The organism is Bacteriovorax sp. As-1, from assembly GCF_058446905.1.
The window spans coordinates 3308554-3320455 of the sequence record NZ_CP184341.1; the positions used below are offsets into that span (position 1 = coordinate 3308554).

10 protein-coding genes and 1 pseudogene are annotated in these 11902 nt (G+C 41.8%); 5 read left to right on the forward strand and 6 right to left on the reverse strand.

Annotation, left to right across the window (positions count from 1 at the left end; translation table 11 throughout):
- Position 1: 1 nt before the first annotated feature.
- The gene (locus ACN20O_RS16805; RefSeq protein ID WP_491635315.1) at positions 2-943 is read right to left on the reverse strand and encodes a hypothetical protein; all 942 of its coding nucleotides are present in this window, start codon (positions 941-943) and stop codon (positions 2-4) included.
- A 24-nt stretch (positions 944-967) separates the two neighbouring features.
- Here ACN20O_RS16805 and ACN20O_RS16810 point away from each other — a divergent pair, with 24 nt between their 5' ends.
- Both ACN20O_RS16810 and ACN20O_RS16815 read left to right on the forward strand, forming a co-directional pair.
- Positions 968-2266: an inosine/guanosine kinase gene (locus tag ACN20O_RS16810; RefSeq protein ID WP_491635317.1), complete on the forward strand. Its 1299-nt coding sequence runs from the start codon at positions 968-970 to the stop codon at positions 2264-2266.
- 25 nt (positions 2267-2291) lie between these two features.
- Positions 2292-2846 carry a hypothetical protein gene (locus ACN20O_RS16815; RefSeq protein WP_491635319.1) on the forward strand — a complete coding sequence of 185 codons (555 nt, stop codon included), beginning with the start codon at positions 2292-2294 and terminating at the stop codon, positions 2844-2846.
- Here ACN20O_RS16815 and pyrF read toward each other — a convergent pair.
- From pyrF to ACN20O_RS16830, 3 genes are read right to left on the reverse strand one after another with little or no spacing between them, the layout of a single operon-like run.
- On the reverse strand, positions 2832-3530 hold the full coding sequence (pyrF, locus tag ACN20O_RS16820; protein ID WP_491635321.1) for an orotidine-5'-phosphate decarboxylase: 699 nt from the start codon (positions 3528-3530) through the stop codon (positions 2832-2834). The genes ACN20O_RS16815 and pyrF overlap by 15 nt on opposite strands.
- Before the next feature lie 8 nt (positions 3531-3538).
- On the reverse strand, positions 3539-7963 hold the full coding sequence (gene carB, locus ACN20O_RS16825; protein WP_491635323.1) for a carbamoyl-phosphate synthase large subunit: 4425 nt from the start codon (positions 7961-7963) through the stop codon (positions 3539-3541).
- Complete coding sequence (locus tag ACN20O_RS16830) at positions 7947-8903, reverse strand: aspartate/ornithine carbamoyltransferase family protein (RefSeq protein ID WP_491635325.1); 957 nt, start codon at positions 8901-8903, stop codon at positions 7947-7949. Before ACN20O_RS16830 ends, carB begins: the two co-directional genes overlap by 17 nt.
- A 104-nt stretch (positions 8904-9007) precedes the next feature.
- Here ACN20O_RS16830 and ACN20O_RS16835 point away from each other — a divergent pair, with 104 nt between their 5' ends.
- From ACN20O_RS16835 to ACN20O_RS16845, 3 genes are read left to right on the forward strand one after another with little or no spacing between them, the layout of a single operon-like run.
- On the forward strand, positions 9008-10045 hold the full coding sequence (locus ACN20O_RS16835) for a hypothetical protein (RefSeq protein ID WP_491635327.1): 1038 nt from the start codon (positions 9008-9010) through the stop codon (positions 10043-10045).
- The gene (locus tag ACN20O_RS16840) at positions 10038-10565 is read left to right on the forward strand and encodes a D-glycero-alpha-D-manno-heptose-1,7-bisphosphate 7-phosphatase (protein WP_491635329.1); all 528 of its coding nucleotides are present in this window, start codon (positions 10038-10040) and stop codon (positions 10563-10565) included. The genes ACN20O_RS16835 and ACN20O_RS16840 overlap by 8 nt, the downstream gene beginning before the upstream one ends.
- On the forward strand, positions 10565-11044 hold the full coding sequence (locus ACN20O_RS16845; protein WP_491635331.1) for a hypothetical protein: 480 nt from the start codon (positions 10565-10567) through the stop codon (positions 11042-11044). Before ACN20O_RS16840 ends, ACN20O_RS16845 begins: the two co-directional genes overlap by 1 nt.
- Positions 11045-11180: 136 nt before the next feature.
- Here the strand turns inward: ACN20O_RS16845 and ACN20O_RS16850 are convergent.
- Positions 11181-11437, reverse strand: a pseudogene (locus tag ACN20O_RS16850) (cation:proton antiporter domain-containing protein); the annotation flags it as partial.
- Positions 11438-11561: 124 nt separating this feature from the next.
- The gene (locus ACN20O_RS16855) at positions 11562-11900 is read right to left on the reverse strand and encodes a hypothetical protein (RefSeq protein WP_491635333.1); all 339 of its coding nucleotides are present in this window, start codon (positions 11898-11900) and stop codon (positions 11562-11564) included.
- Positions 11901-11902 lie beyond the last annotated feature (2 nt).

Consider the following 11902-nt stretch of genomic DNA (forward strand, 5'->3'; position numbering starts at 1 on the left):
TCTATCTAAATTCGAGCCCTGCACCGATAAAAAGACTCACACCAGTGATGTCTTTGACACCTGGGATGGCATTACCGTTGAGGTCTTTAACCGTGGCCAGGTCAGTGACGCTGTATTTTCGAAGACCCATTCCTGCAAAGGCGTGGTATTTGGACGTCGGGAAAAACACAACACGCGCATTACCTTGAACTCCCCAAATCCATCCGGCCGGCTCTTCTTCGAAGTTGCTCTCGATATTGTATTCCAGGTTCATACCAAGATCGAGTGAACCGTAGATATCAATAGAGAAAAGTGGATTCTTAAAAATGCTGTAACCAACAGTTGGTGAAAAAAGCCAGTAACCAAATTTCATATTGTCTGTTGAAACGGCACTATAATCAGCAGCAGCACCCCAGAAGAAATTTGAAGTCGTCTGGCGGTGGATAAACTGGAGGTTAAACCCAGTCATGACATCTTTTTCAGTATTGTCGTTTGTGAGAAAGAGTTGCTTAATCTCATCTCCAGCGCCGTAGCGGTGAAGGCTAAAGTAAAAAGAGTTATTCTCAGAAAGGCGCTCTTCTGGCTTTTGAATAGTGACATCTACGTCGTGCTCTCTTGGTGCCCCGCGCTTGGTATTGTATTCTTCTTCGGTGCCATCTTCAAAGCGGATGTCTTTTGTTTCAATGTAAGCAATTCTTCCGTAAACCACTAATGGTACGAGGTCGCGGTTCATGCGTCTTGGATTTCCAACAATAATGGCCTTTCCATTGGCAATATACCCAAGAGGTGTAAGCATATTTTCATCGGCGTAGACAATCGCTTTACTATTGATAACACGGGCCTTATGGGTCGAACCAGTCAGGACGACTGTGCCGTGGTCATTGATAACAGAATTGTCGGCTGCCATAGTGACGAACGACAAAAGAAGTCCTAAAATAACAGGATAAATTTTAAAATTTAGCATTAAATAAATTATAAGGGGAATCCTTTGAAATTTCCAGGCAAAAGAAAGACGAAGCATTACTTTCCAGTCAATGAATCAGGACGTATTCCTTTTGATCCGGATTTCTCTGAAAGAAGTTCAGTGTACGTTGTGGGCATCGACCAATTAATCGTTGATATCGAGGCCAACGTTAGCTTTGAGTTTTTGGAGAAATACAAGATTCAAAAAGGTGAGTCAGTTGTTTTTGATGATAAAATAGTTGAAGAAATTTATCGAGAATTAAAGGCCAACAAATGCATCGTCGGTGAGTACGCCGGAGGAGCAATTGGAAACACTCTTCACAACTACAGTGTCCTTTCTGATTCGCGCTCGGTGGCCCTGGGAGCGATTTCAAAAAATATTTCTGTAGGTGACTACGCTTTTAAATACATTTGTACGACGAACTCGTTTGTCGATTTCTCTTATTTGAAACCAGTTGACGGGCCAATGGGCAGAGCGCTTTGTCTTTTGACACCTGATCATGAAAGATCATTTTTAATCGGCAAGGGAATCATGAATGAACTCTCGCCTGATTATGTTCCGGAGGAAGTGGTCAAGGGGGCTGCGGCCCTTTTAGTGTCGGCCTACTCACTTCGCGATGAAAACTCATCAATGTTCCAGGCCAATCTAAAGGCCTGTCAGTATGCCAAAGAAAGCAATGTGCCGGTTATTTTATCTCTTGGAACCAGTTCTCTCATTGCGGCCAAAAGAGAGTTCTTCTTAAATTTTATCAGAGAGTATGTTTCTGTCTGTGCAATGAACGAAGAAGAGGCCCATGCTTTGGTTAATGAAAATGACCCGCTTCTTGCCTGTGAAAAAGTCCTGGATTACACCGATATGGTGCTTTTAACAGTAGGCCCAAGAGGGCTTTATATCGCAGCTTATGCCGATGAAGAATATAAGCGCGAAACAAAAGACATGATCCATTCAAAATCAATCGGAGAGTACAACAAGTATGAGTACTCGCGTGCGATTTTAAAGAAAGACTGCAAGCACCCGTTTAAGATTTACACGCACATCAACCCTTATATGGGCGGCCCTGGTGTGATTAAAAACACTAATGGTGCTGGAGATGCAGCACTCTCAGCACTTCTTCATGATATTGCTTCCAACACTTATCACCGCCAGGTGACACCGAATTCTCCTAAACACAACACGCGCTACTTAACGTATTCATCGATTCACCAGGTAAGTAAGTACTGTAACCGCGCAAGTTTTGAAGTACTAAAGCAGAATTCACCAAGACTGATTAAAGGTCTGCCAAATAGAGAGGAAAGTTTAGAAGACGCATATTGGGATTTATAATTTTAGTTTTAACAAGGATGTTTTAATGAAAAAGTTTCTAACCATCGCTTCTCTTTTAGTAAGCGCCAATGTTTTTGCCGGCATCAACATGGCCTGCGTGACAGAAATTCCTACGACAAGTTTTGTCGCGATGACAGAAGGGGATGAAACAATTATCCGCCTGATTCACCACAACGGACCAAAGTACATGCCGATCTGGGGCAACATCATCACTCCTAACGACCTTCCAAACATTCAAGAAGCTGCCAATGCTCTTTATGACCTGGGAAGTGTACTCGATTTCAAAATGCCAGCGAAAGCTTGTGAGCAATTAGATGGAATGCTGATTAACTGTTTTGGAACTCAGCCAGCAGTTGAAATGGGTGGCCACCAGGTGAGCCTATGGGCCGTTCACACATCTGAAAGTGTAGAAAAAAGTTTTGCCGGAGAGTACGCTTACGTGAAGTCATCACTGGCACTAGACGTTGATGGAAAGACTTTCCACGTGCCGATGAAATACTCAGACTACGAATGTTTCAAGGCAAACTCGGCAAGTGAGTTAAGAGCTCGCTTAAAAAGTAAAAACCTATTCCTTAAGTAATCGCAGACGCTCACTGAGGTTTTGAGTCTTAGTGAGCGATCGCCCCATCACCAGGTAATCAGATCCCGCATTGAAGGCTTCTTTGGGGTCCATGACACGTTTTTGATCCTGCACCTGTGCACCTTCAATTTCATCGCGGAAACGGATTCCTGGGGTCACTGATAAGAGGTGAGGGTAATGTTTTTTAAGGAGTCCCACTTCATGAGGGCTTGAGACAATCCCATCAATCCCGGATTCAGAAGCCGTTTTAAAGAGTCTTAAGAAGGCCTCTTCGGTATTGGTGATGCCGAAGAGGTCGTTTAAATCTTTTGCTTCGAGGCTGGTTAAAAAACTCACGCCTAGGACTTTGCATTGAGGAATGCTCATACGGGCTTCGGCCATCGCTGCCTTTAACATTGCTTCACCACCACTTAAGTGAACAGTGAGAAAATCAATTGGCAGGTTTTTTAGTGATGAAATCGCCTTGGCCACAGTCACTGGAATATCATGCAGCTTTAAATCTAAAAAGATTTTCTTTTTATATTCAAGGCTGATCTTGTGAACTAAGTCCGGGCCGTATTTGACAAAAAGTTCCAGTCCAATTTTAACAAAGGGCAGGTCGTTTTCTTTTTGTCTTAAAAACTGGTCGATCTCATCTAATGACATCTGATCCAGGGCCACAATAATTTTATCCAGTTTACTCACGCGTTCTCCTAAAAATTCATTTCCTGCAGGGCCAGCGGCTTAACCTCTAAGTCATCAGTTCCAATTAAGGCCATGGCCACTGCACGGATATTTTCCGGGCGAGTAAAACATGGGATCGCGTACTGGATGGCCGAGTTTCTGATGTGCTCTCCATCGTTTTGCGATTGCCCCTGGTTTTGAGGAGTGTTGAAAACCATTTTCATGTTTTCATCTTTAAGCGCTTCTAAAATCGTCAGCCCCTTTTCATCAAGCTTCATCACCAGTTCGCATGGGATGCCTTGCTTTTTGATATAGTCACACGTCCCGCGAGTGGCGATAAACTTATAACCGATTTTATGCAGAGACTTTAAGTAAGGAAGGATAAGCTCTTTGCTGTTGTCAGCAAGGCTCATAAGGATTGTTCCTTTCTCTGAAAGTTTTGGGTAATTTCCTTGATAAGATTTTAAGATCGCCGTTTCTTTATCGCGGTCAATTCCCATCGTCTCACCAGTTGATCTCATCTTTGGCCCAAGCAGGATATTGTCTTGAACGAAACGATCGAATGGGAAAGTTGATTGTTTAACCGAGAAGAAACCTGAAAGTGGCTGCTCGATCGTTTCAATCTTTTCACCCAGCATTGCGTCTGTCGCAATTTTTGGCAGAGAGATATTGTACGCTTTACTTAAGAAAGGAAGCGTTCTTGATCCTCTAGGGTTGGCTTCAATACAGTAGATTTTTCCATCTTTAATCGCAAACTGGAAGTTGATCGGTCCCACAATTTTTAAAGCATCAGCAAGCGCATAGGAAATTTTTTTTAACTCTTCATAGTTTTTCTGAGTCAGAATAACTGGAGGAGTGATCATTCCCGAGTCACCTGAGTGAACACCGGCATATTCAATGTGCTCGCACACCGTAAAACAGAAGTTTCCGAATTGATCGCGCACTAAATCCACATCGTATTCAATCGCGTTTTCAAGATAGTTCTCTACCTGGAAAACTGCTGTTGCACTTTGCAGTTGATCTTTAAAAGCTTTTGGAAGCTCGTTAAGTTCGTCGTGGCCGTAGAAAATATACATCGATTCACCACCGATAACATAACTTGGACGGATGATGACCGGAAAGCCGATATCCACCATGGCGTTAACCAGGTTTTTGTACCCAGAAACTTCGCGGCTTTGCGTTTGAGCGAGTTTTGTTTTTCTTGTGACTTCGCCAAAAAGTTTTCTATCTTCTGTCAGCTCCAGGATTTCCCACGTAGGTCCCAGGAAATTCATTTTGAAGAAGTCCTGACGGAAGCTCTTTTCTAAGTGCTCTCTTAACTGAATTCCTGTTTGACCAGAAAAAGAAGCGATCACTCCAAATGGGTTTTCGTTCTTTAAGATATCAAACAAGTCTTCTGAGTAAAGAGGAGAGAGATAAAGTCTATTTGAGCTGTCGTAGTCTGTAGAAACTGTTTCCGGGTTAGAGTTAATCATGATGGACTGAATGCCTTTTTCTTTTAGGCGCTCACATGATTTTACACACGAGTAATCAAACTCGATCCCTTGACCGATTCTGTTTGGCCCTGATCCCAGGATGGCCACAGACTTTCCTTTTTTACTTAAGGCCTCAGCTTCGTTTTCCTCAGCATAAGTCGAGTAGAAGTAAGGTGTCTCTGCCAGGAATTCTCCAGAACAAGTATCCACGGCCTTATAGACCGGGAAAATGTTTTGTTTAAATCGGTATTCTAAAATCTCTTTTTGCGAGCGGTTCATCATGAAAGCAAGGTGCTTATCAGAGAAGCCAAGCTTCTTAAGATTTAAGAATTCCTCTCTCTCCATATTGATGTCTTTGTGGATGTGAGAATTTGCTGTTTCATGTTTTAGTGATTTTTCAGCTTCAACCACTAAGGCCATCTGGTCGATGAACCAGTGAGTGATTTTTGAAAGTGAGAAAATCTCTTCTTTTGTCATGCCGATGCGAAGAGCTTCAAGCACTGTCAGAAGTGAAAGTTCACTTGGCGTTTTTAATCTCTCGGCGATGTACTCGCGAGAAAGTTCAACCGGAACTGTTTTTAGCTGAGATAGTGATGGAACTTCAAGCCCCATTTCAAGAGCTCTTAGTGCTTTCATGAAAGCTTCATTGAAACTTCCACCAAGAGCGAGAACTTCACCTACTGAGCGCATTTGCGGTCCAAGAGTTTGTGAAGAGCTCGGGAATTTGCTGAATGGGAAGATAGGAATCTTAAGGGCCACGTAATCCAGCGTTGGTTCAAAGGCCACTGGAGAAGCTTTTGTGATGTCGTTTAAGATTTCTTTTAACGTATAGCCGATTGAAAGCAGGGCCGAAATTTTAGCGATCGGGTAGCCTGTTGCTTTTGAAGCAAGGGCACTTGAGCGTGAAACTCTAGGATTCATTTCAATAACCACGATATCATCTTCGTTGTCTGGATTGATGGCAAACTGAACGTTGGCCCCACCAGCAACAACTCCCATGTGTTTAGCAATCGTCAGAGTCATCGTACGCAGCTGTTGCATGCAGCGGTCACTGATGGTCATGGCCGGAGCGACAGTGATTGAATCTCCCGTGTGAACTCCACATGGATCGACATTTTCGATTGAACAGATGATGACTCCGTTTCTCTCGCAGTCAACCATGACTTCAAGTTCGATTTCTTTTTGGCCAACAAGAGATTTTTCCATTGTGACCGGGAACTTGATATCTGATGTGAACACTTCTTTTAGTTCATCTGTGTTCCAAACCAGGGCCGCCCCCTTTCCACCAAGAGCGAAATCGCGTCTGATGATCAGCGGGAATTGCACTACTGATTTGGCCATCTCTAGCGCTTCAGCTTCAGAGTTCGCGGTAAATCGCTTTCCTGTCTGGTAACCAAGCTTATCTAGCTCGCGGGCAAAAAGCGCTCGGTCTTCTGTTTTCTTAATCGTATCAACGTTTGCTCCCAGAAGGGCTACATTGTGATCTTTTAGGAAATTTTCTTCTTCTAGCTCAACACACAGGTTAAGGGCCGTCTGTCCTCCCATCGTAGAGAGAACCGCATCGACTTTTTCTTTTAAAATGATTTTTTTTATCGTCTCTTTAGTAATCGGTTCAATGTAAGTGCGCGCACACATTTCCGGGTCAGTCATGATGGTCGCTGGATTTGAGTTTAATAGAACAACATCAATTCCTTCTTCTTTAAGTGACTTCAGGGCCTGAGTCCCAGAGTAGTCAAACTCAGAAGCCTGGCCGATTTTAATCGGGCCTGAACCGATAAGAAGAATTCTCTTATACGGAGTTGGCTTTTTTACTCGGTTAGTAAGTTTATTAAAAGAATGAAGTCTTTTTGTATCGATCGGGTATTGGTTCTTTTCTTCTAAGAAAGCTTTTACTTCATGGAAGAATTCGTGAGCATCATGAGGCCCAGGGTTGGCTTCAGGGTGAAACTGCACCGATTTAACAAAGTGGTCACTTGAAGCAATCCCTTCGATTGAATCATCAAAAAGGGAAGTGTGCTGCACGAAAAGCTCGCGCTTAAGCGGGTTTTCCATGCGCATTTTATTAAACGATTCTGTTTCAATTGCATAACCGTGGTTTTGTGAAGTGATCACAATTTTATTTGTGATGTGATCGATAACCGGATGGTTGGCCCCACGCTGACCAAAAGGAAGTTTAATAATTTTAATTCCCAGGGCAAGGGCAATCAGTTGGTGCCCCAGACAGATCGCACGCACAGGAATATTGAGTGTGAAGATCTCGCGGACAACTTCAATTTCTTTGGTGAAGTTTCTTGGATCCCCCGGGCCGTTTGAAAGAAAGATCAGGCGCGGATTGTATTTTTTTATAGTTGCTAAGTCTGCGTTGTGAGGAAGACTCACGAGAGGCATCTTTAATGTCATTAATTGATCAATGATTGCTTGTTTAATCCCGTAGTTCATCAACACGATCGGATTTTCTCCAGGGATGTGAACAATTGGAGAGGCTTGTGAAACAAGAGGAAGATCATCTGTTTTTAATCTTGCTGATTCAAAAACAGATTTCGACGGAACCTGTTCACTGAAAGTCAGAACTGATTTATGTGATTTTGATTTCCCGTTTGTTAGGTAGCGAACGAGTTTTCTCGTATCAACACCAGAAAAAAGTGGGACATCAATATTTTCTAAAAAATGGTTGTGAGAAAAGTTTCTGGCAATAATCACTGTGGCATGAGTCTTTTTTGACTGCATAACAGTTTCATTGTGTTCATAATTTCCGATGTGAGCGTTAGTGAAGATAATGTGCTGGCCGAGAAAAGATGGGTCGGTGATGGTTTCTTGATAACCGCTCATACCTGTAGTGAAAGCGGCCTCTCCCCAAATCCCTTTAACTAGATCCGGGTCTGAGTTCTTACGATTGACGTAGCCTTTAAAAGTCGTGCCGTCCTCAAAATGAAGATAGGCGATAGATTGCTTGAGACTCCTGTTAAAACTTTTCTCCATTAATAATTCCTACGTTCTGATCGTTATTTAAGAGCATGGCCTCGATAATGGCCATTCTCATTGGGATTGAATTTTCAACTTGCAGATAACCTTTATAGAGCGATGATTTAATCAACGCCTGGTCTAATTCCACACCAATATTGGCCGGGCCCGGGTGTAACACCGGAATTAATTTATTGAGCGACTTGAGTAAGTCTAAACTCACGCCGTAATTTTCAAGATAACTGTCGTAGTGAGCGTTGGCCGCTCCTGCATGTCTTTCCTTCTGAATTCTTAAGAGATAAATGAAATCACTTTTTAAAACAGTTTCATTTCTATTTGTTGAAATCTCAATATTAGAAGGAAGGGTCTTCGGGTCTGGAAGATAATCTTTTGGCCCGCTTAAAATCACTTTCATTCCAAATTGCGGAAGAAGTTTAATGAGTGAGTGCCCAACACGCGAGTGAATATTGTCTCCAATGATAGAAATGGTTTTCCCATTTAAATCACCGTTAGAAAGATTAATCAGTGTATAAAGGTCTAAAAGGGCCTGTGATGGGTGTTCATTGACCCCGTCACCGCCGTTAACTAACTTAATAGGAGGCGATTCTCTAAATTCTGAAAGTTGGTGAGAAACACTTGTGCGGAAAACACAAAGATTCACTCCCTGATAAAAAAGAGTGAGGAAAGTTTCTTCTAAGCTTTCACCTTTTTTTAAGCTCGACGTCTCTGCATTGAAATCTAAATAAAGCCCGCCTAGTCTTCTGATTGCGACAGCAAAAGAATGTTTTGTTCTGGTAGAATTTTCGAGAAAAGAAGTGGCAATGATAGGTTTCGGAGTCGAGGAAAAAGGGGCAAATTCGGGATGGTTTTTAAAGTGCTTTGCACGGGAGAGGAGCACATCGATCTGGGTCCTGGTTAGATCGTCTATGCTTTCAAGTAATGAAGGAAATGAAGTCATTTTCTTCCTTGTTAAGTCTTGTTATGCTTGTGCATAAGAAAGAGCTCATTTTTAGATTTGTAATAGTCTATAAAAAAAGTAATCTGTTTGAAAAGAACTTTATTATGAAAAAGATTGACCAAAATAATCAATTACAAATTGAATCACTTATTAATGAGTGCAAAGGCAATCTGTTTGAATTTCTAGTCGCACAAACGCTTTCGCGCAAATTTAAAAAAGAGGACGTCTTTCTTTTGAATTTACCCCGCGATTTCCGCGGAAGACTGCAGTTTTACGAGGAGACCATCCGTCAATTTGACTCGGAACTCCTAAAGAATCTCCCCCTCTTAGCTGAAAAAGCGGCAAGCGAGATCGAAAATCACCCGATTTTTAAAAATAAATCTCAGTTCAGTTTCACCGTCATCGGGAAAATGGTGGCGACAAACGACAATGAACTCTGGAATGAAACGGATATCGTGGCCCTGGAAGAGCTTTCCAATGGCGAAACAAAAAAGCACTTTATCAGCTTAAAACTCACCAAAGATCACAGCTACACCAATACAAAAAGTGCTGGGATTAAAAGTTTTATTGAAAAGTATTTTGCTCTTTTTGAAAATCACGCCGCTCTTTTTCAGAAAAAGCTTAATGAAGAAGTCGACGAGTCTTTCCATATGATGGGCCACAAGCTTTATTCAATGTTTGACCAGGAATTTAAGGGCAGCTTCGATGCCCGTTGGAGCAATGATCACACAGAACTTCCCGGCGAACTTCCGCCAGAAATGCGCGAAGTGGTCCACGCCAATTATTTCCGCGTAGGAGTAAAGGTCCGCGAGTATTTAGGCGAACTATACAAACTAGACCCGCACAAGTTTTACCTGTGCCTTCACGCCCTTTGTGGTTTTGGGAATCAGGACATTATTCAGGTGAGCTGCTTTCACCAAAATAAAGAATTAAAAGATATTCTCATAAAAACTCATTCGGATCTTTTTAGTGGAGACCACAACGAAATTGTGGTCAAAGAGCTCTCACCCGGTGTGGCCTCTTTTGATATTTCCTTTAAAAAATTCGTTTTACAGATTAGAGTGAAACCTATGAATAAATTTACGACAGCAGCTTATAAAATTAACTGCTCAATTAAAATGAAAGGGGACTCCCATGCATAAGGCCCTTTTCTTAGACCGCGATGGCATCGTTAATATCGACAAAGGTTATGTCTATAAATGGGAAGACATTATCTGGATCGAAGAGATCTTTCAGATCATTCAGCTTGCCAACGAAAAAGGTTATAAAGTGATCATCCTGACCAATCAGTCGGGAATTGACCGTGGCATGTACACTCACGAAGACGTCCACACACTTCACCAGAAGATGCACGCCTTTCTTGCTGCAAAAAAGTTAAAAATCGACGACTGGTTTTACTGCGCCGAAATGGACAGTGAACTCAGAAAACCTCGTCCTGGAATGCTCATTCTTGCCCGCGATAAACACGATATCGACTTATCCCAGTCTTTTATGATCGGCGATAAGCCATCTGATGTTTTTGAAACCGACGGAAAGTTTGCAGGACCTTCGACTTTATTAGTGGAAGGAAATTACGATTTAAAAGACGCCCACACTAAAGAGCGCGTGAAAGTTTTTAAAGACCACGCAAAAATCCTTGAAGAATTAAAAAAGGTTCTCTAATGAAAGAAACAAAAATCGATATTCATTTTTCCCTGCCATTTACAGCGAAGAAAGTTTTCGATTTTATCGTTCTCCCAGAAAATATGCCTTTATATCAAGGGTATTTCCTGCTTCCAGGAATTAAAAAAGTCGTCTCAAGTGATCCTGTTCGCAAAGTCGGGACTGTTGATAAGATCACCAATACAGACAATAGCTCTCATGAATCGCGCACCGACATTCTCGAAGATGCCAAAAGATACTTACTTACCTTAAGCAATATCAAAATGAATGGGTTTAAAGAAAAACTCGCGAATCCTCTGACCGGTTTTAAGGAAGATTGGATTTTTCATGCAGGTGGAAACCATGTTCACATTGATAGGACGCTGGTGATCTTTCATAAGGAAGGTCTGGTGAATGAATTGATGGTGAAGTGGGTGATTTATCCGCAGATGGTGATGTCGCTTCATAGGCATCATAGGAAATTGTTGAATTCAATTTGATACCTTATTTTATTTTCTTGAATTTTTCTTGAAGTAAAGCTGATCGCATAACTCAATATTCTTAGGGAATATTGAGTTGATAATAAGAAAAAGAAGCGGATTGGAATACGGTAGATAAAGAGGAAGTTTTTTTGTGAACACTACAAAGTTTTTTAAAACTAAATTCTAGCCCTAGACCAAAGAGCAGGAAGATAACACCTATCTCGGCCCAAATATGAACAGACTGTGTATCTTGAACGTGAATAAAAAAGGGGAAATGGGGCCGAGAAAAAAACCTGCGATCAAGTAACCGAGAACGACTGGTTGATGAAGTCTTTTAAAGAGGAGCGTTACAAAAGCAGCTGTAATAAGAATAAAACCAAGGTCGCGAATGAGGTCTGGTAGGTGGGCCATAAATGTCTTTGTTAAAAATTGATAAGAAATGAACAGTTAAAAGTTAAATGAAAAAGGACACTTTTTTAATACGCTGGCGGAAGTATGACAGTGAATGTAAGACTAGGTAACATTCAACGCCAGCTTAATTTTCTCGGGTAAAGACCTCAAGGTTTGCACTAGTGGCGACTTCGTTCATTAAGGCTTCGTTGTAGAAGCGCTTTCCAGGTTTTAGTCTTGGAACACCGCTAGCATCTGGCGTGTCCTGAAAAGTATTCTGGTAAAAGTCAGCATTTTTTTCCAGTCTTTTCGCAGATTGCACGGCCAGTGTTTGAGTCTGGCTTAAAGAAGAGGAAAGAGCTGTATTTTCCTCTGAGAAGGATTTTTGTTTCCTATCATTTTTAATTCCTAGAGTGTAATCAAAGATGAGGAAAGTACAGCAGGAACCAATGGTCACAATGAATACATTTTTAAGCAATTTCATAA